This window comes from Arcicella lustrica (assembly GCF_034930985.1).
In the GTDB taxonomy this organism is placed as follows: Bacteria; Bacteroidota; Bacteroidia; order Cytophagales; family Spirosomataceae; genus Arcicella; species Arcicella lustrica.
In genome coordinates this window covers 1-26,552 of record NZ_JAYGIM010000002.1, presented here as the reverse complement: position 1 = coordinate 26,552, position 26,552 = coordinate 1, and the positions used below count along the sequence as shown (strand labels likewise).

The window sequence follows — 26,552 nt, the reverse complement described above, 5'->3', positions numbered from 1 at the left end:
CAAAAAATGCTTTGAGGGCATTATTTGAACGGTTATATCACAAACTGTGCTACATTTTAAGTTTTAAAAATAAGTAGAAGTACAATTTTTTAAGAATAAGTATGGAAATGTTGAATTAAATTTTTCCTTAAAAAAATTGAATTATAGAAACTTTTTCCTCTACTTTGCATTGATTTATTAGAGCAATTTTACATTTTTTATTGCGAAAATACCAAAGTTTCATACTTTACATCCTTTCCCTTTGAAACTTTAAAGTCGGTGATTTCCTTTCTTTCGCATGAAATTTTGTAAAGTTTCTCTTGATTTCATTAACCATTTTCAAATCTTAACAAAACCTTATGAATAATCATTTTTACAGATGGTTCTGTCGCTCTATGCGACAAGGTGCAGCATCAAACTCGCTAATTAAAGTAGTTGTGATGGCTGTTACAATGTTTGTATCTATGAGCATGAATGCTCAAGATAGAACTGTTACGGGTAAAGTAACTGAATCAGGAGATGCTTCAGGATTACCAGGCGTATCAGTTGCAGTAAAGGGTACTAATAGAGGTACTCAAACAGATGTTAACGGTACTTATAAAATCAGTGTGCCAGATAACTCTACACTAATCTTTACTTTTATTGGCTTTGCCAAACAAGAGGTTTCAGTAGGTAGTCGTTCAGTTATCAATGTTGCATTGATTTCTGAAACAAAAGCACTTGATGAGGTAGTAGTAGTAGGTTATGGTACTGTCAAAAAGAAAGATGTTACAGGGTCAGTTAGTGCAATCGGTGCTAAAGATTTCAACAAAGGTGTTGTGTCTTCTCCAGAGCAATTAATGCAAGGTCGTGTAGCGGGTGTTCAAATTACTCAAGCTAGTGGTGAACCAGGTGGAGGAATTAACGTACGTATCAGAGGTACATCTTCTGTTCGTGGTGGAAACAATCCTTTATTTGTAATTGATGGTGTACCTCTTAGTGGAGATAACACTTCAGGAGATGGTGAATCAAGCGGTGTTGGTCGTCAACCGGCAAAAAACCCTCTTAATTTCATGAACCCAGATGATATTGCCAGCATAGATATTCTTAAAGATGCTTCTGCTACTGCAATTTATGGATCTCGTGGAGCTAATGGTGTTGTGTTGATTACTACCAAAAAAGGAAAAGGAAAAGGAACTTTAGATTATAGTTACTCTCATGGTATCAGTAAAATCACTAAAAGATATGACCTTTTAAGTGCTTCTGAATATATTGCTGCTGGTGGACAAAACCAAAAAGGAACCACTGATTGGCAAAATGAAATTTTTAGAACTGCTAAGACTGACCAACACAATTTTTCTTATGGTGGTGGTGATCAATCTGGAAGTTATCGTTTTTCTTTAGGATATATGAGCCAAGAAGGTATCATTCAGAAATCTAAAATGGATAGATACAGTGTAGGTTTTAATGGAGCAAAGAAGTTCATCAATGATAAATTGACGATTGGTTCAAACTTAAACTTTGCAAGTACTCAAGATGTTGGTGTACCAGTTTCTGAAAACTCAGGTTTTACAGGAGATTTGTTAGCAGGTGTTTTGAAATCAAACCCTACTTTAGCAGTATATGGCGCAGGGGGCAAATATAATCAACCGGGTATCACTGAACCAAACCCTGTAGCTTTTTTGAATTTATCAAAAGATAATACTAATACTTTACGTGCTTTAGGTAATATCAATGCTGAATTACAACTATTTAAAGGATTGAAATTTAAAACCGTTTTAGGTTTTGATAAATCATTTTCTAGTAGAAAATCTGCTTATTCAAAAGACTTAATAATTGAAGGTGTTGGTGGTTTAGGTCGTGCTTATGTAAGAGATATTGAAACAGATAATAAACTATGGGAAAACTACTTCACGTATGAAAAAGAATTTAAAAATCTTTCATTTACAGGTTTATTAGGTTATTCTTATCAGAGTTTTGATAGATATAGCAAGCAAGTAACGGCAAGTAATTTCCGTACATCTGATTTAGATTTGATGATTAATAACTTAGGTTCTGCAGATAATTCTGCTGGAAAAGGGTCTTTGATTCAAAACTCAAATTCTGCTAAAGATGAGTTACAATCATATTTTGGACGTGTAAACTTAGCATTTGCTAACAAGTACTTATTTACAGGAACACTTCGTGTTGATGGTTCATCTAAATTTGGAGGAAACAATAAGTATGGATATTTTCCTTCATTTGCTTTCAAGTGGAAGTTGTTTGAAGAATCGTTTGTTCCAAGAGAAGTATTTTCTGATTTAGCATTTCGTGTAGGTTATGGTGTAACAGGTAATCAAGAAATCCCTCATAACCTTTATGACCGTAGAGATAGATATGATGGATGGTCTATTAATCAAAGTGCAACTAACATAGAAGGTGGTGGTCTAAATGCTGTTGCATTTAACAACCCTAACCTGAAATGGGAAACAACTACTTCTGTAAATATTGGTTTAGACTTCGCTATCTTGAAAAGCAGACTATCTGGTAGCATAGATGTATATCAAAAAAACACAAAAGATTTGTTATTCAACGTGGTATCTGCTCAGCCAGCACCAACTCCTTTCGTTTGGAAAAACTTAGATACTGATATCCAAAACCAAGGTATTGAGTTAACTTTAAACGGAACGGCTGTTGATGCAAAAGATTTCAGCTGGGAAGTTTTATTCAATGTTGCTTACAACAACAACCTAGTGAAAAACCTAAAAGGTACTTACGATACAGGTGAAATCAATGGACAAGGTTTATCTGGGGCATTTGCTCAACGTATTGCAGAAGGACAACCTTTATTTGCGTTCTTCCTTCGTCAGTTTGGTGGATTTGATGCAGCTGGAAATTCAATCTATCCTGATGGTGATGTTCAAAAGTTCTTAGATGGAAAGAGTCCACTTCCTAAAGTAACTGGAGGTTTGACAAACAATTTCAAATACAAAAACTTTGATTTGAGCGTATTCTTCAATGGTGTATTTGGAAATTATATTTATTCGAATACAGCAAATGCTTTCTTTACTCAAGGTTCTTTTGCCAATGGTCGTAATGTTGTTAAGAACGTAATTGGTAATGGTGAAGGTGCCTTAAATGCTCCTGACGTTTCAACTCGTTTCTTAGAAAAAGGTGACTTTGTTCGTTTACAAAACCTTAGTTTAGGTTACAAAGTTAAAACTGAAAGTAAAGTTATTTCAAATTTGAGAATTTTCGTAACTGGACAAAACTTGTTAACTTTTACGAATTACAGTGGACAAGATCCAGAAGTTAGTACAAATAAATCATTGAATGGTATTCCATCATTCGGGATTGATTACACAGCTTATCCAAGAGCTAGAACTTGGACAATCGGTGCAAATATTTCATTCTAATTTCAAATAATAATCTAGTATTCAAAGATGAAAAGAAATCATATATTCAAAATATTAATGACAGGAGCGAGTATTATCTCACTTTCGTCATGTACTGACTTAGTTGTTACGGAAAAAGATTCAATAGTCCGTGTTTCAACAGGTGGAAGTGTTTTTACGCCAGGTGATCCAACTGAAATGTTGGCATCTGCTTATAAAGATTTAGGAACTTACACTGATCAAGCTGGAATTTACGCATTAGGTCAGCACACATCAGCTGAGATGATTCCTCCGACCCGTGGTGTTGACTGGGGTGATAATGGTGTTTGGCGTACACTTGATGCTCATACTTGGGATGCTTCTCATACTTATGTAAGAGATGCTTGGAATAATTTGAATCAACGTGTTTATAAAGCGACTGAGATCATTGCTTCAAATCCATCTGCTTCACAAATGGCTCAAGCTAAGTTTTTACGTGCATTTAATATGTATCATGTAATGGATTTATTTGGTCAAGTACCTTTTCGTGAAGTAACTCAAGGTGTTGATGATAACCCGAAAGTAATGACTCGTTCTGAAGCTTTTGACTTTATCGTTAAAGATTTACAAGAAGCTCTTCCTGCTTTAGCTGAAGTTAAACCTTCAGCTACTAATGGAGCAGCATCGAAAGCTTCTGCTAATGCACTTTTAGCAAGATTATTCTTGAACAAAGCTGTTTACAAGTCTGCAAAACCTGAAGGTCCTTATACTTTTGATAAAGCTGATATGGATTTGGTAGCAAAATATAGTGATGCTGTAACAGCTTCTGGTTTTTCTCTTGAGAGTAGTTATTTCAAAAACTTTTCTACTGCCGCTTCTACTGAAGTTATTTTTGTGAGTTTAGAGGGTACTCCACAGAACCGTTGGTTTATGACCCTTCACTACGGTCAAAACCCATCTGGTTGGAATGGCTTTACTACTTTAGCTGATTTTTATGATAAATTTGATAAAAATGACCAACGTATTGGTGAGCCTGCAAAAGGTAATGGAAAAGAATTCTCAGGTATTGGTCGTGGTTTCTTGATTGGAACCCAAATTGATGATAATGGTAAACCTCTGATTGATACTCGTACTCAGAAAGTTCTTTCATTTACTCGTGATGTACCTTTAGCAGGTGCAGCTACTGATAAAGGAATTCGTGTTATTAAATATCACCCATCTGATGCAGGTAAATATATTTTGATGCGTTATGCAGAGGTATTTTTAGCGAAAGCAGAAGCACTTTACAGAAGTGGAAATGCTGCAGGGGCTTTATTACTTATTAATCAATTAAGAGTTGCTCGTGGAGCAAGTGCTATTGCTTCATTAACAGACCAATCTTTGTTTGACGAAATTGGTCGTGAAACTTACTGGGAAGGTGGTGCAAGAACTTATGAAGTTCGTTTTGGTAAATTCTTAACTGGAAATGGAGCTGATAAAAAAGATGCAAATCTTGTTTTGTTCCCTATTCCTTCTTCTGCAATTGTATCAAACCCGAACTTGAAGCAAAATACAGGATATTAATCAATAAGTTACTTCATAAATCAAAAATGCTCGAACTTTCGAGCATTTTTGATTTATGAAGTAACTAAAATGTTGACAAACATGAATTTGAGGAAATTTTATACTACATCTCTTTTTTTAGCATTTAGTTTTAGCATTTGGTTGCTAAGTTCTTGTTCAAATTCTTCTGAGGATACTGAAATGATATTAAGTAAGTTGGAAGATGGTCGTGCTAAAGCTCTTATAACTATTCAAGATACTTTGTTTTATCAATCTGAAAGTATTTTTACTGGTGATATAGAAATATATCCAACATCGTTTCGGCTGAATATTACTGATCAATATGAGGGAAATTTGGTTGTTTCTTTTATTACAGAGAAATGGACTAAAGATATGCCTATTGTTAAACAAGTTTTCGCAGAAAATCCTATTGTATCTAGTGTAATGATAGGTAAAATTAGAGATAAAAAACTAAGATTAGGAATAGGTTATTTGATGACTAGTGGTGAAATTACTGTGACAGATTTGAACAAAGAAAAGTGTATAATAAGTCTGAGAGGAACTATTGCTAAATATCACGAACAGCAAGATAGTAGCAAGTGGAAAGAATTTAAAGGTACCATCATCTACAAAAAACCTAAATTATTAATTCAGAACTTTGTTGATGGAAAGTCTATTTTATAAAATACATTTGTATTAACCATTTTTATCCATCAAAAATTTAATTCAATGAAGTATTTAGGCACATTTCTGATGGTGCTTTATGCCTCTTTTGTAGGCTTTGCACAAACATTAATCGAGGTGAAATCACCTGATAATCGCCTCAAATTAAATGTTTCTCTTTCACTAAAGGGAGAAATATCTTATGGTATTCATCTCAAAAATACCATTATTATCAAGCCTTCTTCGTTGGGTTTTAAATTGAATAAACCTGCTCTAACACTCAATCATTTTAGTCTGGTTTCGGCAGACACTTCCACACATTTTGATACTTGGCAACCTGTTTGGGGAGAAGTAAAATCTATTACGAATCATTACAAAGAAGTAAAACTAAACTTGAAAGCTAATCCTTCTAACGTGTTGGTAAAGGTAGTTTTCAGAGTATTTAACGATGGCATTGGATTTCGCTATGAATTTCCTGAACAAGCCAACTTCAAGCACTTTATTGTAGCCGACGAATTAACGCAATTTAATTTGGCAGGCAACAACAAAACTTTTTGGATTCCGGGAGATTATGATACCAACGAGTATTTGTACAATACCACAAAATTTAGTGAGATTCACGCTTTGCCAGCTTCAAATAAAGAAAAAGATATTGCTTTAAAATCGGTCATTGGTGATAATTTTGTTCAAACGCCTTTGATGATGAAAACGCCCGAAGGCATTTATGTAAACATTCATGAAGCGGCTTTGGTGAATTATCCAGTGATGCACTTGCAAGCGGACAGGCAAAATTTTAAACTGTTGTCGCACCTAACGCCAGATGCCGTTGGTAACAAAGCCTATTTACAAACCCCAGCCAAAACACCGTGGAGAACGATTATCATTAGCGATAAAGCAACCGATATTTTGGCTTCAAAAACCATTCTGAATTTGAATGAACCTTCTAAGATTGAAAATACTTCTTGGATAAAACCACAGAAATTTATCGGAATGTGGTGGGAAATGCACGTGGGAAAAGCTACTTGGGAAAAAGCCAGTGGAAAACACGGAGCAAATACGGAGAATGTGAAAAAATACATTGATTTCGCTGCTGATAATGGCTTTGATGGCGTTTTGGTAGAAGGCTGGAACGAAGGTTGGGAAGACTGGTTTGGTAATTGGAAAGAAGACGTTTTTGATTTCGTAACGCCTTATTCAGATTATAACCTTGATGAATTATTGGCTTATGCTAAACAAAGAGGAGTGAAAATTATCATGCACCACGAAACTTCAGGTTCAGCAATTAACTATGAACGTAGAATTGATAAAGCCTATCAGTTTTTGAATGAAAAAGGAATAAATACCGTAAAAACAGGTTATGTAGGAAGAATTATTCCAAGAGGCGAACATCATGATAGCCAATGGATGGTAAATCATTATAATCGTGTGGCTGATAAAGCGGTGGAGTATAAAATTATGTTAGAAGCACATGAGTCTTCTCGCCCGACAGGTTTACACAGAACATATCCAAACTGGCTTGCCAATGAAGCAGCTCGTGGCAATGAGTTTAACAATGCTCCCACTTTAGGTTTAGTACCCGAACATGAAACAATTTTGCCTTTTACAAGAATGATGGGGGGACCAATGGATTATACACCGGGTTTTTTCAGAATGCACTTGAATCAATTTATTCCAGAGCGTAAAACAAGAGTAAGAACAACCCTTGCCAAACAATTGGCGATGTACGTAACGATGTATAGTCCTTTGCAAATGGTGGGAGATTTACCAGAAAATTTGAAAGTTCATCCCGATGCTTTACAATTTATTAAAGATGTTCCCGTAGATTGGGATGATACCAAGATTTTGGAAGCCGAACCGGGCGATTATATTACCACTGCTCGTAAACAAAAAGGAAATGATGATTGGTTTGTAGGTGCTGTAACAGATGAAAATGCACGTATAACCAAAATTAATTTTGATTTTCTGGATAAGGGAGCAAAGTATCAAGCAATTATTTATCGTGATGTAGACAATGCTGATTGGGAAAAAAATCCAGAAGTTTATACCATCGAAAAAGTAATTGTTGATAGTAATTCAATTCTTAAAATCAATTTGGCAAAAGGCGGTGGCTGTGCTGTTAGCATTTTTAAATTATAAACTTTTAACCTATTTGCACATCAAAAATATTTTATCAATGAAAATTTTTAAAAAAATATCTTTCTTAGCTATTCTGGCAATGTGTTTTGGTTGTTCTGACAAGGGAAAAAATGCTTTGTTTGAATTAATGAAGGAAGAAGATACAGGGATTTCGTTCAATAATAAAATTGAAAATACCGAAGAGTTCAATATTTTCAATTATAGAAACTTTTATAATGGTGGCGGAGTAGCCGTTGGCGACATCAATAACGATGGTTTGCCTGATGTATTTTTTACTTCAAACATGGGAAGTAACAAGCTTTATTTGAACAAAGGAAATTTTAAATTTGAAGATATTTCTGCTAAAGCTGGTATCGAAGAAGCCGATAAATGGAATACTGGAGTTGTAATGGCTGACATCAATCATGATGGATTGTTAGATATTTATGTTTGCAATGCTGGAGTAAAGAAATATACCAAACAGCAAAAAAATGCCCTTTTTATCAATAATGGTAATCTTACTTTTACAGAATCTGCGGCGAAGTATGGCTTAGACGAAGGCGGTTACACTACGCATGCAGCTTTTTTCGACTATGATTTAGATGGTGATTTAGATTGCTATATTCTCAACAATAGTTTTATTCCTGTGAATACTTTGAACTATGCCAATAACCGTGATATGCGTGCGGAGGATTGGCCAGTGAAAGATTTCTTGAAAGGTGGCGGTGATAAATTAATGCGAAATGATGATGGACATTTTCACGATGTTTCTAAAGATACAGGAATTTATAGCAGTTTAATTGGCTTTGGTTTAGGCGTAACCGTTGGCGATGCGAACAACGATAATTATCCAGATATTTATGTTTCAAACGATTTCTATGAGAAAGATTACCTCTATATCAATCAGAAAAACGGTACTTTCAAAGAAGAAATTGAGCAACGAATGAAACACATCAGCTTGGCTTCGATGGGTGCAGATATGGCTGATGTTAATAATGATGGATTCCAAGAAATCATCACTACAGATATGCTTCCACGTGATGAGTACCGTCTAAAAACTACTTCTTCATTTGATAATCATTACGTTTTTAAACTGAAAAAAGACCGTGGTTTTTATAATCAGTTTCAGCAAAATAGTCTTCAGCTCAATAATCAAGATGGTACTTTTAGTGAAATCGCCAATTATGCTGGCGTAGGAGGAAGTGACTGGAGTTGGGGAGCTTTGATGTTTGATGCTGATAATGATGGCTACAACGATATTTATGTGTGCAACGGAATTTATAATGACGTAATCGACCAAGATTTTATTGATTTCTTCGCCAATGAATTAATTCAAGGAATGCAAGCGAGTGGTGTGAAAGAAGATATTAATAAAATTATTCAAAAAATGCCTTCTGTCCCGATTCCTAATTACTTCTTTCATAATACCAAAACCTTAAAGTTTGAAGAAAAGGGAGAGGAATTTGGTTTGGCTACTCCTTCGTTTTCAAACGGCGCTACTTATGCTGATTTGGATAATGATGGTGATTTAGATTTGGTTGTGAATAATGTAAATATGCCATGTTTTGTCTATAAAAACAATGCTGACAAAAAGGTGGAGAAAAGTCATTTTATCAAACTGCATTTAAAAGGAGAAGGTAAAAATACTTTTGCAATTGGTGCAAAAGCAGATGTTTTTGCCAATGGAATCGTACAAACCCGTTCGGTAATTCCGTCAAGAGGTTTTCAGTCGAGTACGGAATATAATTTAACTTTTGGCTTGGGAAATGTTGCTAAAATTGATTCAATAAAAATTACTTGGGCAGATTTACGAGAAAGTATCATCAAAAATCCTAAAGCAGACCAATTACTTACTTGTTCAATCAAAGATGCACAAGTCGTAAAAACAAAATCAAAAACCATTTTTCCTAAAAGCTATTTTGAAGTAGTAAATAGCACATTCGATAAACATCAAGAAGATGAGTATGTTGATTTTTATCAAGAGAAAAATCTTCCTGCTTTACTATCTAAAGAAGGCCCGAAAGCTGCTATTGGTGATGTAAATGATGATGGATTAGAAGATGTTTATATCGCAGGAGCGAAAGACCAAGCTGGGCAATTGTATTTGCAAACGAATAATGGTTTCAAAAAATCAATTCAAAAAGTATTTAATGATTTTACTTATTTTGAAGAAACAGCTGTACTCTTTTTTGATGCCGATAAAGATGAAGACTTGGATTTGTACGTAGGAAGTGGTGGAAATGAAGTACATTTTGGAGAAATAGAGTTGATTGATAAATTATACTTGAATGATGGGAAAGGCAATTTTACCTTTAATTCAAAAGCAATTCCAAGAAATGCAACCAATACAGCTGTGATTGCTCCTTACGATTTTGATAATGATGGCGACCTTGATTTATTCGTAGGAAGTAGAAGTTATGCGATGGAGTACGGAAAAAATCCACCAAGTTATTTTTATGAAAATGATGGTAAAGGTGAATTTAAAGACATTGCTCAACAAGTAAATCCAGAACTGACCGAATTAGGAATGATTCGTGATGCGTATTGGGAAGATGTGAATGGCGATAAAAAGAAAGAATTAATTGTTGTTGGAGATTGGATGTCGCCAGAGATTTTTACTTTAAAAGGGAAAAAGTTAGAGAAACTAAAAACTGGTTTAGAAGAATTTACAGGTTTTTGGGGAGCATTGAAAGTAACAGACATTGATAACGACGGTGACAATGATTTGATTTTAGGAAATATGGGCGAAAACTTTACGCTGAAAGCTTCAATGGATGCTCCTTTGAAAATTTGGGTAAAAGATTTTGATAATAATGGTTCTATAGACAAAATCATGACCAAAAGTATTGAAGGAAAAGACAAACCAGTTTTCCTGAAAAGAGAAATGGCAGAACAATTCCCAGCCTTGAAGAAACAAATTTTGAGACATTCAGAATATGCCAATAAAACGATTGAAGATTTATTTCCTAGTAATGTTTTAGAAGGAGCTTTGGTGAAAACGGTAAAAACTTGTAAATCTTCGGTGGCGATTAACGATGGAAAAGGGAATTTTACTTTAGTGAATTTACCAGAAGTAATCCAGCTTTCGTGTATTAATGCCATTGAATGCTTTGATGTAAATAATGATGGTTTGAATGACATTATTTTGGGAGGGAATTATACAGGTTTTATCCCACAATTGGGCATGATTGATGCTAGTCGTGGTAATGTTTTGCTGAACAAGGGCAAAGCTCAGTTCAAAGTATTAACAAACCAAGAAGGTGGTTTTGTGACAAATGGGGAAGTGAAGCAAATCAGTCCAATCAAGATTCAGGGAAAAGTGAACTTCCTAACTTTGTTGAATAATGAAGTGCCTAAAATATTTAAATTCAAATAGTTGCTACATTTTTTAAATATAGAAATGATGAGAAAAAACGATAATAGAATTAACCTCACCCCCAACCCCACTGTTGATAGGGAAGATTCATTCAATTTTAAGACTCCCCTCTCAACAGGAGAGGTCGGCCGCCGTTGCGGGTTGGGGGTGAGGTTCTTAATCCTCCTCTTCCTATTTTTCACCTCCTGCAAAACCAAAGAGCCTGAGACTTTTGAATTATTAAATGCTGAAAAAACAGGTATTGATTTTTCAAATGACCTAACGCCAACCAAAGATTTAAACATCTTTACTTATATGTATTTTTATAATGGCGGAGGCGTTGGTGCAGGCGATTTTAATAATGATGGAATGGTTGATTTGTGTTTTACAGCGAATCTGAAAGATAATAAAATCTACCTCAATCGTGGAGGCATGAAGTTTGAAGACATTACTGAAAAAGCAAATTTCAAAGGAGAAAAAGGTTGGTCTAATGGCGTTTCGGTAGTGGATATTAATCAAGATGGGAAATTAGATATTTACGTCAGCCAAGTAGGTGGTTTTGAAAGTTTAAAAGGACATAATTTACTCTTCGTTTGTAAAGAAATTACCAAAGATGGTATTCCTATTTATGAAGAAAAATCGAAAGAGTACGGATTGGATTTGGTAGGTTTTGGCACACAAGCGACTTTTTTTGATTATGACTTGGATGGTGATTTGGATATGTTTCAACTCAATCATTCTGTACATCAAAATGGTACTTTTGGCGTAAGAAGTACTTTTCAAGGTACTTTTCATCCTTTGGCGGGCGATAAATTTTTTAGAAATGATGATGGGAAGTATATTGAAGTAGCTGAAAAAACGGGCATTAAAAGAGACGCTTTAGGCTATGGTTTGGGTGTTGGTGTTGGTGATGTTAACTTTGACGGCTATCCAGATATGTACATTGGTAATGATTTTCATGAAAATGACTATTTGTACATCAATCAAAAGAACGGTACTTTTTTGGAAAGTATCGAAAAGTCGATGATGCACACCAGTCAGTTTTCGATGGGAATTGATGTTGCTGATATTAATAATGATATTTATCCAGAAATCATGTCTTTGGATATGTTACCATTCGACCGTGAGATTTTGAAGCGTTCGGAAGGCGAAGATTCTTATAATATTTTTCAATACAAATTAAGCTACGGCTACAATTACCAATTTGCCAGAAACAATTTGCAGTTGAATAATGGGGATGGTACTTTCTCAGAAATGGCGATGTTTGCGGGCGTGCATGCAACAGATTGGTCTTGGTCGCCTTTGTTTTTTGATTTTGAAAACGACGGTCGCAAAGATTTATTTATTTCAAATGGAATTCCGAAACGAATGAACGATATTGATTATATCAGTTTTGTTTCTGCCGAAGATATTCAGATGAAATTGGAAAGAAAAGAAATGGATGAAAGTGATATTTCATTGGTGGATAAATTGCCAGAAATAAAAATTCCCAATAAATTCTTTCAAAATAAATCAGACCTGCGTTTTGAAGACAAAGAGAACAATATTGCTAATAATCAAGACTCGTATTCAAATGGAGCGGTTTATGTTGATTTAGATAACGATGGAGATTTGGATATTGTCACCAATAATATCAATGAAAAAGCTTTTGTCTATGAAAATAAAGCCAATGAGTACGCTCCTGAAAATGCCTTTCTTCGTTTGTATTTGAAAGGTTCAGAAAAGAATTTGAATGCGATTGGTGCAAAAGTATTGGTTTTCAAAAAAGATGGAGAAACGATTTCCTATGAAAAATTTCCAGTAAAAGCTTTTCAAGCAAGTATGGAAATTCCGATGACAATTGGTTTAGGAAATAAAGCCGAAGTAGATTCTATTTATTTGATTTGGCCAGATAGAACGTTTCAAAAAATTAAACTAAAAACGGATAAAGATTCTCTTACAATTACTTATCAAAAGCATTTGCCAGTGTTTGATTATGAGCAATTCAAACATAAAACGAAGCCATTTTCTCAGTTTACAGATGTTGCAGAATCGCTAAATTTGGCGGTTTTACATCAAGAAAATGATTTTAATGAGTTTGAACGAGAAGCATTGATTCCTCATAAAATGTCATCAGAAGGGCCTGCACTAGCTGTCGCAGATATTAATCATGATGGTTTAGAAGATGTGTTTTTAGGTTCTTCAAAAACCTCAATGCCTCGTTTATTTTTACAAAATCTGAACGGAAAATTCAGAGAAAGTAAACAAGTGGTTTTTCAGAAAGACAGTATTTATGAAGAAATTGATGCAAAATGGGTAGATGTAAACAATGATACTCATCTTGATTTAGTCGTGGCAGAAGGAGGGAATGAATATTTTGGAAAATCAAATTATCTTACGCCAAGAATTTATTTGAACGATGGCAAAGGAAATTTGTCTGCCAGAGAAAATGCTTTTCAAAATATTTTTATATCAGCCTCTGCTATAGAAACGCTTGATTTTAATAAAGATGGGAAAATGGATTTATTCATTACGAGCCGTTCTGTGCCTTATTCTTACGGAAAAATTCCGTCATCATATCTTTTACAAAATGATGGAACAGGAAAATTTACAGATGTAACCGATAAGTATGCCAAAGATTTAAAGAATATTGGTTTGGTAAAAAATGCTATTTTACAAGATTTAGACAAAGATGGCGACCAAGATTTAATTTTAGCTTTAGAATGGGATGGAATCTGTGAAATGGAAAATCAACAAGGGAAATTTGTCAAAAAAATGCTGACAAAAGAAAAAGGTTGGTGGAATTTTGCAATGCCTTACGACTTTGATGGTGATGGTGATTTAGATATTTTGGCTGGAAATTTAGGACAAAATAGTAGAATCAAAGCTTCGGTAACAGAACCTGTTAGAATGTATGTAAGCGATTTTGATAAAAATGGTACAACCGACCAAGTACTGAGTTATTATTTGGGAGGAACAGAAGTAATGTTTGCCAACAAAGCCGAAACCCAAAAACAATTTCCATTTACCAAAAAGAAATTTCTTTTAGCAAAGGATTTTGCCAAAGCTCGTATAGTGGACATCGTGGGAGAAAATGAGTTAGCAAATGCTAATGTTTTTGAAGCCAATTACTTTGATAATGCCATTTTAGTAAACGATGGCAAAGGAAATTTTACCTTGCAATCGCTTCCAGAAAAAGCGCAATTATCGCCATTTTACACTGCTCAAATCATTGATGCCAATGGAGATAAATTGCCAGATGTATTGATGTTGGGGAATTTTTATGACTGCAATATTCAGATGGGACGATACGATGCCGATTATGGGACAGTACTGATAAACAAAGGAAAATGTCAGTTTGAGGTAACTAAATTGAATGGAATCAATATTAAAGGACAAGTAAAAAGTATTAAAAACATTAAAGTAGGCAAAGAAACCTTAATGATTATCGCCAGAAATAATGACAAATTAATGGTGTTGAAGAAAAGTGATTAGTAAATGGTGATTAGTATTTTTATAATCCCAGATAATAAATGAATTGTGTTGAAAATGAAGAGTCCAATTTTTCTAATCACTAATTTCTAATCACCAATCACTTCAAAAAAACTATTCAAACATCAAATACAAAGTAACGCTGTGTGCATTCAATCTTTGTATATCTCTAGCGTAGTTGTTCACACTTGGGGCAATGAACAAATTCGTTAATCCATGCGAAAATCTAAGTTCAGGCGTGAATTTAAAATACTTAAAGAATTGTTCAAAACCGATTCCGTATTCTAAAGAAAGGTCACTTGTTCTAGTATCTAATTTTCGGGTATTGTTTGCATTTTTACGAACATTGGTTTCTAGTCCAATCTTAACACCAGCATCTACATACATTCTTGAATTACCTCTTCTCATGGATTTATACTTCAATAAAATTGGTATTTCAAGCCAAGTAGATTCACGAAGCTCAGGTGGAAAGTCTGGAGAATTCGTAAAACGATAATTCAATTGACGACCATATAGTGCAATATTAATCCCAGATTTCAAATCAAAACGGTCGTTCAATTTTAAATTGACCAAACCTCCAACTTGAAATGAAAAATTCCCAGGCGAAACAATTGTAATGGCAGTATCGCCTGGAGCTTGGAAACTATTGCTATGATAAACGTTGAATCTTGATGAACCAAAACCAAACAAAAAGCCAAAATGAACGGGCTTATCATCATAATACTCATCATAAATTCGCTTGTAATCATAGTTTTGCGCATTGGCATCTATCGAAGTTACGACAGAACAAATGCCAAAAAACAAAGAAGAAAGAATTACTTTCTGCCGATATAAATAGTACTTATTCCAAAAGTGAGTGGTAAGCATTGGGTTCTGTTAAAACCTGCACGTTGGAACACTTGAATAAAATCGTTTCCATCAGGAAATGCTTGTACAGAATCGTGTAAATACGTATAAGCAGAAGTATCTTTTGAAACAATTTTACCAACTACGGGCAAGATATATTTGAAATAAAAATTATATAACTGTTTAAATGGAAATGCTGATGGCTTCGAGAATTCAAGGACAATACAAGTACCATCCTTTTTCATCACACGGCACATATCAGTTAATCCTTTTTCAAGATTCTCAAAGTTTCGTACTCCAAAACTAACGATAACAGCATCGAAAGTATTGTCTTCAAAGTTCAATCTTTCAGAATCTCCTTTTTGTAATTCAATGATTGATTCTACCCCCAATTTCTTGATTTTCTCACGACCGAAACTCAACATTCCTTCTGAAATATCTACGCCAACGATTTTTTCTGGTTTCAAAGCCAAAGCTTCAATTGCAAAATCTCCCGTTCCTGTCGCAATATCCAAAATCGTTTTTGGTTGGGCTTTTCTTAATAATTTCACAGCCTTTTTACGCCATAAAATATCAATACCACCGCTCAATAAATGATTCAAAAAATCATATTTCGGTGAAACATTATCAAACATTTGAGCTACTTGCTCTTTTTTGCTTGCATTTTGCTCTTTGTAAGGAACTACGCTCATTATGTTTTTGTACGGACAACCTTGTCCGTCGGAATAATTCTATCTTAATAATTTTACAAAATTACCATACTATCGTGAAATAACATCTTGTTTGAAAATATTGTTTCTATCATTAGTCAAAGCTTTACAGAATAATCAGTATTATTACTAAACTAAAAACAACGATGATACAACAAATTGGACTTTACTTGATGTCGTTTCTTTATACCATTGCAGGCATCAATCATTTCATAAAACCTAAATTTTACTTGGCAATTATGCCTCCATATATTCCAGCACATGGATTAATGGTCTTTTTGAGCGGATTAGCAGAAGCGATTTTAGGAGTAGCCTTACTTTTTCCAGTAACACGTACTTATGCCGCTTGGGGAATAATACTGTTATTGATAGCGGTTTTACCAGCCAATATTTTTATGATTAGTTCTGGAAAATTTACAAGAATTCCAGAATGGATTTTATGGTTACGCATTCCTTTGCAGTTTTTGCTGATTTGGTGGGCTTATGGTTATACAAAGTGAAGTGAATCAGCTGTTTATGGATGTATTAGGCTGATTTTTAGTGCATTTTTTTAAAATACATTTATTTAATTGTTTGAAAATCAACACGTTGATTTTTTCTTGTTTAAAATAAGAATTGAATGCTGAAAATAATGTTTTGTCAAATGAAAAATAATTTATATTTGATTAATAATTAACAAATAGTATTCCCTAAAACTTAATAAATCCTATGGAATTCATACATCACAACACCAAAATTAACGAAGTAGATTTTTTTACTCGTCAAGAAAAGAATCTAAAATACTTCGACTTGTTTCTGAAGGGTTATCGAACAAAGAGATTATGATACTACAATATTATTTATAACAACTACAAATCGTTAATATATTTTAATTTACACTAAACTAAATACCATGAGAACTTACTCAAAACTATTCCTAACCTTATCCACTATCTTCCTCTTTTCTTGCAAAGACGACACCATCAAACTCCTAGAAGATATGGCTGGTACTTGGAAAGTAGATGAAATTGTCTATTCAAAAACTGGGCAGACAGCTCCCGATTCTGTGGTGAAATATCCCAATAGCATTTTTCAATTGAATGAATGTGATGATTACAAAGCAAAGGTTTGTAATGGTTTTTATAATCTTCAAGGAAATGAGAAAGTCAATATACAGTACAATGCTTCATCGTCTTTTAATGAAGCATCAATATTCGTATATGAAACTACTCGTCCAAAAATTGATTTGAATGGTTCTTATACTGTGACGATAAATGATAATAACATGACACTTAAACGTTCACAAGCTTCTAATGTAACTTATCAAGGTAATTCCATTGAACTGAGATTAAAGAAATAAATGTTTCGTCCAGAAAAACCTACTCCAATATCAAAGGTGTTTTTGGTATTTTTGCAGGTTATAATCGTACAAGTGGAATTTACTGAAAGCTTTTATTTATCTTAATTTTATTGTAAATAGTTTCCAAATAAAAAACTTTTAAAATCATGATAAAAAATATTTTAACTTCAGACCTAAGCCTAATTTTATGGCAACTCTTTAATGTAATTTTATTTGGACTTTTCCTTTTCTTCATTGGAAGGTTTTTTTTGAAATCCATTAGAAAATAATACTCTCATTAGCATTGTATTTCAACATCAGTAATACCCAAGGCTATGACAAACGTGAACAAAAATATATATTTTGTACTCTGCGGATATGCAATCTGTGTTTTATTAAAGATTGCTGTTGGTCTTTACTTCAATGATAGGGAAATAGATGTATTACTCAATCAATTTAGTTGGCTTACAACTATTTTGTTTTTTATAACGATAATTTATGTCGGAAAAAATACCATAAATACGAAAAACGCTAAGTAAAGAGGCTTTTTTACGGAATTTTAAAGTTGTCACCCCAAATGACAACTTTTTTTGTGCTTTAAATTGAAACAGTATGCTTGCAGAATAAATTTAATGTTATTACTTTTACGCTTTATTGTATGCAAGCATAACAAGACACAAAGCCATTAACCATGAATAAGCAATATTCTCGTCGCAATCTTGATTTTATGTTGAAAGAAGTACTGCAAGTGGCAGAACTTACTAAGTTTTCATACTTTCAGGATTATACACCTGATATGTTCGACATGGTTTTGGATACTACCGAAGAAATTGCTGATAAAATCCTCAGAAATGCTTATGTCTCGTCTGACAGAAACCAACCTCAATTAGTTAATGGTCAAGTAAAAGTACATTCTGCGGTAAAAGATTATGTAAAAGCAATGGGCGATGCAGGAATGATTGCTGCAACCTTTGCTTATGAAAATGGCGGGCAACAATTACCTACTGTAGTCAACGCAGCGAGTGAAATGATTAGAGGTTCTGCCAATAATGCTTTCGTAATGTTTACTGGCTTAACGGCAGGTTGTGCAAATTTGATTTTTTCTTTTGGTTCGGACGAATTAAAAGAAAAATATGCCCAAAGAATGGTTACTGGAGAATGGACGGGCTCTATGTGTTTAACAGAACCTCAGGCTGGTAGTTCGCTTTCGGATGTTATTACCACCGCTTTCCCACAAAGTGACGGTACTTTTAAGATTAAAGGTCAGAAAGTATTTATCTCTGCTGGCGATCATGACATTGCCGATAACATTATTCACTTAGTATTGGCAAGAATTGAAGGTGCGCCACTTGGTACTAAAGGTATTTCTTTATTTGTTGTTCCTAAATTCAGAGCAAATACCAATGGCACTGAATTTAATGTGGATAACGATGTGATTTCTACGGGAATATATCATAAAATGGGGCAAAAAGCTACGCCCGCTATGCACTTAACCTTCGGTGATAAAGATAATGCAATCGGATATTTAGTTGGAGAAGCCAACAAAGGACTTAGCTACATGTTTCAGATGATGAACGAAGCACGTTTAGGTGTTGGCATGGGCGGAACTTACATTGCTTCTGCCGCATATTATGCTTCGTTGGAGTATGCGAAGGAACGTCCGCAAGGAAGGAAGCTTAACAATAAAAATTTAGAAGAAGAACAGACGTACATCATTAACCATCCCGACGTAAAAAGAATGTTGTTGTTTCAAAAAGCCGTTGTTGAAGGCTCTTTGGGACTTTTATTAGAATGTTATCACTGGCAAGACATGATTCATGGGCTTGGGAAAGCCTCAGAGGAAGCTAAACCTTACCAATTAATGCTTGATTTGATGACAACCGTTGCTAAAACTTATCCAGCCGAAATGGGTATCAAAGCAGTGAATGAAGGCTTACAAGTTTTTGGCGGTTATGGTTACACAGAAGACTTTCCATTAGAACAAATGGCTCGTGATGTCAGAATTATGTCTATCTACGAAGGTACAACGGGCATACATTCTTTGAATTTGTTAGGTAGGGGAGTAACATTGAACAATGGCAAAGCACCACAGTTACTTTTCAATGAAATAATGAAGAGTATAGAGCTGGCAAATACTTTTGATGAACTAAAACCTTATGCTGAAAAGCTTGAAAAGGAGCTAGGACGTTTGCAAAAAGTAACGATGCACTTGTTAAGTATTGCTGCCAAAGGAGATAATGAGGCTTTTTTAGCAGATGCAAACCTTTACATGGAGTTTTTCGGGATTACTACTGTAGCATGGATATGGCTTAAACAAGCAATTGTAGCTAAACAAGCATTAATTACCCAAAATCTTGAAGAAAGCGAATCTTCATTTTATGAATCTAAAATTCATACGATGAAATTCTTCTATCATTATGAATTAATCAAAAATTATGCTTTGGCAACCAGATTAACAGATAATACTTTACTAACTGTCGATTCGGAAAAGCATATCGTTTTTCAATAACATTAAATTACACATACATCAAAACAAACGCATATCCCTGCTTTTTTAAGTGGGGATTTTTTATGCCTTCTTTCAATGAAGCAATTGGTGTTTTTGTCAAAGCAAAGATTAATTACAGTAAATCAAATGATAATTACATTGAAACAATAATATAGTATTATCTAGCAAAATGAAATTACAATCAAACAACAATAAGGTGCAGTTAAGCAATATTAAATTACAGTTAAACCTTTATAAGGTACAATAAAGTAAACATCAATTAAATCTAAGTAATTAGGAAGTCCAGATAAGCAAAAACTAATAATATATAAACATTATTAAAGTGCTATAAATCAATGAATAATTGCATTAAAGCAATAGATGGGTGTATCTAAGCATAGAATAATTACATTAAAACAATATACAGGTTCATAAAAGCAAAAAGTAATTACATGAAAGCAAGTAGTATGTATATTGAAGCAAATAGTAATTACATTAAAGTAGGAGGGAAGTAACAATCCCGAAGGGATGATAGGTTCTTTGAGATGAACTTTTATTCCTACATTTTCTCCCCAACCTTCAAAGCAACATTCAAAAAATTCTCAGCAGGCGGTACTGGGCAAGTAAAACTAGGATTATATGCACAATAAGGCTGGTAACAAAGATTAAAATCAATCTCAATACTTTGGTCTTTAATATCTTCCATCTTTAAATCAAGATAACGCCCTGCTCCATAAGTTTCTTTATTACTTGTTAAATCACGGAAAGGCAAAAACAGGTTTCCTTCAGGAGTTTTAAATACTTTTAATGCACATTTCTTCCCATCAATTTCAAATTTTAGGTTAGCAAAAGCTTCATATTCCTCAGTTTCTCCTCCAGTCATCGCAATTTTAATACTTTGTCCGCTAGTTAATTTATCTAAAGTAGCAACTACTTTATAAATAGGGTTTACTTCAAAATAATGTAAGCCTTTGAACTTTGTTTTATCCTCAATGGGCGAATCTTTTTCGGTTTTCAATGCCTCATCTTTGGCTTGTCTTGAAGCTAGAATCGTTTTAGCATAATCATTTGAAAGAGCCTGAGAAGCAGGTTTTTCTTGAGAATCAACAAAAGAGTAAATAATGATAGCAACTAAAATAACACTGGTAAAAACAAGGAAGAATTTATTTTTGAACATTTTCTGAGGAATTTTAAAAGGAACATGCCTGTTCTTGATAGATAAGCAAAATTAGTAAATTAACTTGCGAAAGCGATAGTTGTTATCAGTTATCTGTTAACGGTTATCAGTGAATACTCCCACTGTGACACTATTTTATAAAATAATATCAAGATTATGGGAACTACTTGTCAAAACAGCACTCTTTTAACAGATAACAGATAACAGATAACAGATAACAGATAACAGATAACAGATAACAGATAACAGATAACAGATAACAGATAACAGATAACAGATAACAGATAAAAAAATGTTCACAGGAATCATCGAAGCACTAGGCAAAGTAAACAATCTTAGCAAAGAAGGAACAAACATTACATTTACACTTACTTGTCCTTTTACCAACGAATTAAAAATAGACCAAAGTCTTGCCCACAATGGCGTATGTTTAACCGTAATTGATATTAAAGGAGAAGAATATTCGGTAACAGCCATCGACGAAACCCTTAAAAAAACCAATTTGGGCGCTTTAACAATAGGTTCAAAAGTAAATCTTGAACGATGTATGCCAGCAAATGGACGTTTCGACGGACACATTGTACAAGGACACGTTGACCAAACGGGAGTAGTTACCAACATTATTGAACAAGATGGCTCTTGGCTCTATGATTTTGAATACAGTAACGATGGACAAAACGTTACCGTTGAAAAAGGCTCAATTTGTATTAATGGAACAAGCCTTACTGTATTTAATTCAGGCATAAATACTTTCAGAGTAGCCATTATTCCTTACACTTACGAACATACCGTTTTTCATACCTTAAAAATCGGAGATGTTGTAAACCTAGAATTTGATATTGTAGGGAAGTATATCAAGAAGATGATAACACTCTAAATGCGATAGCGTATAAATACCTGTTTTAGGTGTATTAATACGCTATTTTTATTAGATTACTTTGTAGTTATTTACATTTTAGTAGTTTTGAACATTATTAACTAACCAATCATTTAAAAATATGGCAGGGAAACTTATCAAAAGAGAATCAGAAAACATCTCCAAAGGATTAGAAGATTACAAGAAAAAGCATGGAGTACATTCTCATTATGTAAGTGCATCTTTATTAGTAGCAATGCTAGAAGAAAATCCTGAAATCGTAGGTTTTAAAATTGAACATACTCATGACGAAGACGAGGTTCACCAGTTAATTATTAGCGGAGTTAACAATGATTGTGAAGTTGTTTCAACTTCTTGTATCATTGGACCACCTCCTTGTCCACCTAGATGTAAGCCTAAATTCGTTTAAACCTTTCAGAAGTGATAGACCTAATACTTTCATATATATCCTCTACCGTATTATTACTTCCTTTGATAATTGCTATTTATAGGAATAAGTACTTAACTATCGAGTTTAGAATACTTTTTCTTTATATAATAGGTGCAATTATTTATGAAGCTTTTGGAAATTATTGGTCTATAGTACTACACAAACCCAATCATTTTATAATAAATACATTTACTGTTTTTGAATGTATCATGATTGGGTTTATGTACAACCAAGTTTTTAGGGGGAGAAAAATAAAAAAACTTACCTATGCCACTATAGGCATCTATGCAGTATTTTCTGTTATTATTTTTACAGAGCGATTGAGTTTTGAAAGATATAATGGTATGGTAAGTGCAATTTCTTGTTTACTTGTTATCACGTGGGTTTTTATCTATTTTTATCAGCTTCTACAAACTCTTCAAGTAAAGAAATTGTCAATACTACCGATGTTTTGGATAAGCGTATCGTGTTTGTTATACTTTTCTGGAACTTTGTTTTTGTTTCTTTATGGAGAATTGATTCTTTTTAATAAGAATATGGACTTGTATTTGGAGTTATGGAATATTTACTATGTATTATCATTCATCTTTAGAATCTTTTTAGCAATAGGATTATGGTTCAGCAAGACGCCTCTACAATTAAAGTCATCATCGAAGTAGGAACTATCATGATGATGACTTTTGCCACATCTATTATTCTTTTAGTATATTTTTTGCATGAACGACTGATAAAGCAGAAATTTGGAGCCTATAAATGATTTAATTGAATGAATGAGGTCAAAATCGTTATTCTAGGTACCATTGCAATGCTTTTGCCAGTTTCGGCAATTATACTTTTTGTAGTAGTATATTATCGTCGCCAAAGAATACAAAGAGCTGCACACGAAGAAGCCCTTCATCAAGCCATGCTTGAGGCAAGTGTTGGCTCTCAAGAAGTAGTTCGCCGACAAATCGGCGGAGATTTGCACGATGAAATCGGAGCATTACTTTCAGCTACAAGAATGAGTCTTTCTCAATTAAACAAGTATTCAGAGAATGAATCCAAGAGAACTTTACTGCTTGGTAGAACCGAAGAATTACTAAACGAAGCCCTTCATAATGTCAGGAGAATTTCCAAAGATTTAATGCCAAGTACTTTAGATGAATTTGGTTTGATAGAAGCTTTGAAAGATTTCTCACAGAAAATGACACTCCACACCAATCTTCCCATTCATTTTATTTGTGATATTAATGCAAGATATGATGCTAAAATAGAATTAGCACTTTATCGCTCTACACAAGAATTAGTCAACAATGCCTTAAAACATGCGGAGGCAAAGGAAATCAAAATCACTTTAACAGAAAATAAAAATACACTTAGACTAGAGGTTTCAGACAATGGAAAAGGCTTTGATTTAGAAGGAGTAAATCAACCAAGTAGAGGTATCGGAATAAAAAATATCGAAAGTCGTATGAGTCTTATCAAAGGACAACTTAAATTTGATGTTGAAATAGGAAGAGGCTCTACTTTTATCATTACGGTAGCTCTTTCTGAATCCTAAGTATTGTAAAATAGCATTGTGCTATAAACAAATATCTCTGTAAAGCTAACCATTAATGAGTAACCTAACTAAAATTAGAATTGCCGTTACCGACGACCATGCCCTTTTTCGTCGTGGACTTGTTTCATTATTAAGTCTCAATGATGATTTTGAAGTAGTACTTGAAGCATCTAATGGACAAGAATTGATAGACAATATCTCCGAAACACTTCCCAATATTGTTTTGATGGATTTGAATATGCCAATATTAGATGGCATCAGAGCTACTGAACGAATCAAAAAGCAATTTCCTAAAGTAAAGATAATCGTGATTTCGATGCACGATGAAGACAAATTTGTGACACATTTGATGTCTTTAGGAGCAAATGGCTACTTATTAAAAGATGCTCATCCCGACGAAGTAGAAAATGCCATTTATACAGTTTTCAAAGAAGACTATTATTATGGTCCATTTTTGGTAAAAGTCATGCACAACCGGATGATTAATAAGCCAGAGAAAAAAACTGAAAATCAATTAAGTATTCAAATTGGCATTTCGGATAGAGAACTAGAAGTACTTGAACATATCTGTCAGGGTACAACTACCCAAAATATTGCCGAAATGTTGTGTTTAAGTGCCAGAACCGTAGAAGGACATAGAAACCGAATTATGGAAAAAACAGGTACGAAAAACGTAGCAGGGCTAGTAGCATGGGCAGTACGAAATGGGATTTGTTAAGAGATTATTGCTCAACATTTCAGGAATACCATTCAGGCAAGTGAAATATCAATATACAATCTCTAACTTTGCGAAAAGTTTAATAGAGAGCATATTTATTATTAATTAGAAATGAAAAGCAATTTTATAGAGGAACTTCGTTGGCGTGGAATGCTTCAGGACATGATGCCCGGCACAGAAGAACAATTACAAAAAGAAATGACAGCCGCTTATATCGGCTTTGACCCTACAGCTTCATCTTTACATATCGGAAATTTAGCAACGATTATGTTGCTAAAACACTTTCAACTTTGTGGACATAAACCTATCGCATTAGTAGGAGGCGCCACCGGAATGATTGGCGACCCATCAGGAAAAGCAGCAGAACGTGAATTTCTTTCAGAAGATACACTACGCCATAATCAAGAATGTATCAAGAAGCAATTAGAAAAGTTTTTAGATTTTAGTAATATTGATAATTCAGCAGAGGTTGTTAATAATTATGATTGGTTTAAAGAATTTAGCTTTTTAGGTTTTTTGCGAGAAGCAGGTAAATATCTTTCTGTAAACTACATGATGTCTAAAGATTCTGTAAAGAAACGTTTAGAAACTGGAATTTCATTTACTGAGTTTTCATATCAATTATTACAAGGCTACGATTTTTACTGGTTATACAAAAATAAAAATGTTCGTTTACAGATGGGCGGTTCTGACCAATGGGGAAATATCACTACTGGAACAGAAATTATCAGACGTAAAGAAGGTGGTGCAGATGAAATTGAGCACAAAGCTTATGCACTGACAACACCATTAGTAACCAAAGCAGACGGAACTAAATTTGGTAAATCAGAATCTGGAAACGTTTGGCTAGATTCAACAATGACAACGCCATACCAATTCTATCAGTTTTGGTTGAATGCTATAGATGCCGATTGTGCTCGTTTGTTAAGAGTATTTACCTTGCTTTCGAAAGAAGAAATTGAGAAACTAGAAGCAGAACATGCAGAAGTACCGCATCTTCGTATCATGCAAAAAGCATTAGCAAAAGATGTAACGATAAGAGTACATTCTGAAAAAGACTACGACATAGCCGTAAAAGCTTCTGAAATTCTTTTTGGAAAAGGAACATTAGAAGTATTACAAGGAATGAGTGATGCAGATATTTTAGCCGTTTTTGATGGAGTTCCACAAACGGCGATTACGCCTGCTGATTTTGAAGCTAGTGCAACCGTGACAGATTTAGTATCTGTAGTAACCAATGCTGAAATTTATCCTTCTAAAGGAGAAGCAAGAAGAGCTATCCAAGGAAATGCACTAAGTATTAACAAAACCAAAATTGCTGACCCAAATCATACAGCTAATTTTGATTTACTAAATGGGAAATACTTATTAGTAGGAAAAGGCAAGAAAAACCACCTAATTATTGTTGGTTAAGACATATTTTGAGTAAAATAAACGAGCACTGAATCCAAAATTTAGTGCTCGTTTTGTGTTTAATAGACCTGCTTTTTATAAAAATCTTTAAGTGTTGATTTTTTTTCAAAATATTTTCAAATTTATTGAGTGTAATAATGTATTGATATTAAGTTATTTACGGATTATGTTGCGAATTATTTCAAAAAAAGATTGTAAAAATTTTTGGAAGAAGTTTGGTGGTTACGGATTAATCCTACATCTTTGCACTCCCAAACGACGCCAACGGGCTGAGGGAATAAGGGGAGATAGAGTAATTAGGAAGATAATTGCTAGCTAAATTTGGTAAGATTAAGAGATTAATTGAGCTGAGTTAAAGAGTTCTTTGAGGTATTGATAGGAATAGAGAATATTATTTTTTTTAATAGACAGGTTGTTTTTGTTATTGATTCTTTATTTAAGAATAGAGGGCATAAGAGAACAACGAAACTATAGTAAGATATTTACAATGGAGAGTTTGATCCTGGCTCAGGATGAACGCTAGCGGCAGGCCTAATACATGCAAGTCGAACGGTGATAGCAATATCATAGTGGCGCAC

17 protein-coding genes and 1 rRNA gene are annotated in these 26,552 nt (G+C 33.9%); 15 read left to right on the top strand and 3 right to left on the bottom strand.

The window, feature by feature from the left end; all coding sequences use genetic code 11:
- The first annotated feature begins 338 nt into the window (after positions 1-338).
- The 6 genes from VB798_RS03115 to VB798_RS03090 all read left to right on the top strand — a co-directional run bounded on the left by VB798_RS03115 (position 339) and on the right by VB798_RS03090 (position 14,460).
- Positions 339-3,353 carry a SusC/RagA family TonB-linked outer membrane protein gene (locus VB798_RS03115; RefSeq protein ID WP_323255875.1) on the top strand — a complete coding sequence of 1,005 codons (3,015 nt, stop codon included), beginning with the start codon at positions 339-341 and terminating at the stop codon, positions 3,351-3,353.
- Positions 3,354-3,380: 27 nt separating this feature from the next.
- Entirely contained in the window at positions 3,381-4,874 is a 1,494-nt protein-coding gene (locus tag VB798_RS03110; protein ID WP_323255872.1) for a RagB/SusD family nutrient uptake outer membrane protein, read from the top strand.
- Positions 4,875-4,955: 81 nt separating this feature from the next.
- Positions 4,956-5,537, top strand: coding sequence for a hypothetical protein (locus tag VB798_RS03105; RefSeq protein WP_323255870.1), 582 nt, complete (start codon positions 4,956-4,958; stop codon positions 5,535-5,537).
- Positions 5,538-5,582: 45 nt separating this feature from the next.
- Positions 5,583-7,652 (top strand): glycoside hydrolase family 97 protein, encoded by a 2,070-nt coding sequence (locus VB798_RS03100; RefSeq protein WP_323255866.1) that lies wholly within the window; start codon positions 5,583-5,585, stop codon positions 7,650-7,652.
- Between the two features lie 37 nt (positions 7,653-7,689).
- Complete coding sequence (locus VB798_RS03095) at positions 7,690-11,007, top strand: VCBS repeat-containing protein (protein ID WP_323255862.1); 3,318 nt, start codon at positions 7,690-7,692, stop codon at positions 11,005-11,007.
- A 24-nt stretch (positions 11,008-11,031) separates the two neighbouring features.
- On the top strand, positions 11,032-14,460 hold the full coding sequence (locus VB798_RS03090) for a VCBS repeat-containing protein (RefSeq protein WP_323255859.1): 3,429 nt from the start codon (positions 11,032-11,034) through the stop codon (positions 14,458-14,460).
- Positions 14,461-14,571: 111 nt separating this feature from the next.
- On the opposite strand, the gene porT is transcribed toward VB798_RS03090, so the two are convergent.
- Together porT and ubiE are read right to left on the bottom strand one after the other, a co-directional pair.
- Positions 14,572-15,324: a type IX secretion/gliding motility protein PorT/SprT gene (porT, locus tag VB798_RS03085; protein ID WP_323255856.1), complete on the bottom strand. Its 753-nt coding sequence runs from the start codon at positions 15,322-15,324 to the stop codon at positions 14,572-14,574.
- Positions 15,273-15,995, bottom strand: coding sequence for a bifunctional demethylmenaquinone methyltransferase/2-methoxy-6-polyprenyl-1,4-benzoquinol methylase UbiE (gene ubiE / locus VB798_RS03080; RefSeq protein ID WP_323255854.1), 723 nt, complete (start codon positions 15,993-15,995; stop codon positions 15,273-15,275). The genes porT and ubiE overlap by 52 nt, the downstream gene beginning before the upstream one ends.
- 164 nt (positions 15,996-16,159) lie before the next feature.
- Here ubiE and VB798_RS03075 point away from each other — a divergent pair, with 164 nt between their 5' ends.
- From VB798_RS03075 to VB798_RS03065, 3 genes are all read left to right on the top strand, one after another.
- Positions 16,160-16,513, top strand: coding sequence for a DoxX family protein (locus VB798_RS03075; RefSeq protein WP_407654134.1), 354 nt, complete (start codon positions 16,160-16,162; stop codon positions 16,511-16,513).
- A 392-nt stretch (positions 16,514-16,905) separates the two neighbouring features.
- Complete coding sequence (locus tag VB798_RS03070) at positions 16,906-17,352, top strand: hypothetical protein (protein WP_323255851.1); 447 nt, start codon at positions 16,906-16,908, stop codon at positions 17,350-17,352.
- A 670-nt stretch (positions 17,353-18,022) separates the two neighbouring features.
- On the top strand, positions 18,023-19,840 hold the full coding sequence (locus VB798_RS03065) for an acyl-CoA dehydrogenase (protein WP_323255849.1): 1,818 nt from the start codon (positions 18,023-18,025) through the stop codon (positions 19,838-19,840).
- Between the two features lie 538 nt (positions 19,841-20,378).
- Here VB798_RS03065 and VB798_RS03060 read toward each other — a convergent pair.
- Positions 20,379-20,996 (bottom strand): DUF1684 domain-containing protein, encoded by a 618-nt coding sequence (locus tag VB798_RS03060; protein ID WP_323255847.1) that lies wholly within the window; start codon positions 20,994-20,996, stop codon positions 20,379-20,381.
- A 292-nt stretch (positions 20,997-21,288) separates the two neighbouring features.
- Here VB798_RS03060 and VB798_RS03055 point away from each other — a divergent pair, with 292 nt between their 5' ends.
- The 6 genes from VB798_RS03055 to VB798_RS03030 form a co-directional block, all read left to right on the top strand.
- Positions 21,289-21,873, top strand: a complete 585-nt coding sequence (locus VB798_RS03055) for a riboflavin synthase (protein ID WP_323255845.1) — start codon at positions 21,289-21,291, stop codon at positions 21,871-21,873.
- 121 nt (positions 21,874-21,994) lie between these two features.
- Positions 21,995-22,282, top strand: coding sequence for a hypothetical protein (locus tag VB798_RS03050; RefSeq protein WP_323255842.1), 288 nt, complete (start codon positions 21,995-21,997; stop codon positions 22,280-22,282).
- Between the two features lie 787 nt (positions 22,283-23,069).
- On the top strand, positions 23,070-23,843 hold the full coding sequence (locus tag VB798_RS03045; RefSeq protein WP_323255840.1) for a sensor histidine kinase: 774 nt from the start codon (positions 23,070-23,072) through the stop codon (positions 23,841-23,843).
- A 55-nt stretch (positions 23,844-23,898) separates the two neighbouring features.
- On the top strand, positions 23,899-24,561 hold the full coding sequence (locus tag VB798_RS03040) for a response regulator transcription factor (protein WP_323255838.1): 663 nt from the start codon (positions 23,899-23,901) through the stop codon (positions 24,559-24,561).
- A gap of 111 nt (positions 24,562-24,672) precedes the next feature.
- A complete protein-coding gene (tyrS, locus tag VB798_RS03035; protein ID WP_323255837.1) occupies positions 24,673-25,974 on the top strand; it encodes a tyrosine--tRNA ligase in 1,302 nt (433 codons plus the stop codon).
- Between the two features lie 484 nt (positions 25,975-26,458).
- Positions 26,459-26,552 (top strand): 16S ribosomal RNA (locus tag VB798_RS03030); the annotation flags it as partial.

What these genes read in the sequence shown, in the direction of transcription:
- VB798_RS03045 (WP_323255840.1), top strand. Translation starts at nt 23,070, where the DNA reads ATGAATGAGGTCAAAATCGTTATTCTAGGTACCATTGCAATGCTTTTG.
- VB798_RS03050 (WP_323255842.1), top strand. Translation starts at nt 21,995, where the DNA reads ATGGCAGGGAAACTTATCAAAAGAGAATCAGAAAACATCTCCAAAGGA.
- VB798_RS03060 (WP_323255847.1), bottom strand. Translation starts at nt 20,996, where the DNA reads ATGTTCAAAAATAAATTCTTCCTTGTTTTTACCAGTGTTATTTTAGTT.
- VB798_RS03090 (WP_323255859.1), top strand. Translation starts at nt 11,032, where the DNA reads ATGATGAGAAAAAACGATAATAGAATTAACCTCACCCCCAACCCCACT.
- VB798_RS03100 (WP_323255866.1), top strand. Translation starts at nt 5,583, where the DNA reads ATGAAGTATTTAGGCACATTTCTGATGGTGCTTTATGCCTCTTTTGTA.
- VB798_RS03040 (WP_323255838.1), top strand. Translation starts at nt 23,899, where the DNA reads ATGAGTAACCTAACTAAAATTAGAATTGCCGTTACCGACGACCATGCC.
- VB798_RS03075 (WP_407654134.1), top strand. Translation starts at nt 16,160, where the DNA reads ATGATACAACAAATTGGACTTTACTTGATGTCGTTTCTTTATACCATT.
- VB798_RS03095 (WP_323255862.1), top strand. Translation starts at nt 7,690, where the DNA reads ATGAAAATTTTTAAAAAAATATCTTTCTTAGCTATTCTGGCAATGTGT.
- VB798_RS03115 (WP_323255875.1), top strand. Translation starts at nt 339, where the DNA reads ATGAATAATCATTTTTACAGATGGTTCTGTCGCTCTATGCGACAAGGT.
- porT (WP_323255856.1), bottom strand. Translation starts at nt 15,324, where the DNA reads ATGCTTACCACTCACTTTTGGAATAAGTACTATTTATATCGGCAGAAA.
- VB798_RS03105 (WP_323255870.1), top strand. Translation starts at nt 4,956, where the DNA reads ATGAATTTGAGGAAATTTTATACTACATCTCTTTTTTTAGCATTTAGT.
- ubiE (WP_323255854.1), bottom strand. Translation starts at nt 15,995, where the DNA reads ATGAGCGTAGTTCCTTACAAAGAGCAAAATGCAAGCAAAAAAGAGCAA.
- tyrS (WP_323255837.1), top strand. Translation starts at nt 24,673, where the DNA reads ATGAAAAGCAATTTTATAGAGGAACTTCGTTGGCGTGGAATGCTTCAG.
- VB798_RS03070 (WP_323255851.1), top strand. Translation starts at nt 16,906, where the DNA reads ATGAGAACTTACTCAAAACTATTCCTAACCTTATCCACTATCTTCCTC.
- VB798_RS03055 (WP_323255845.1), top strand. Translation starts at nt 21,289, where the DNA reads ATGTTCACAGGAATCATCGAAGCACTAGGCAAAGTAAACAATCTTAGC.
- VB798_RS03110 (WP_323255872.1), top strand. Translation starts at nt 3,381, where the DNA reads ATGAAAAGAAATCATATATTCAAAATATTAATGACAGGAGCGAGTATT.
- VB798_RS03065 (WP_323255849.1), top strand. Translation starts at nt 18,023, where the DNA reads ATGAATAAGCAATATTCTCGTCGCAATCTTGATTTTATGTTGAAAGAA.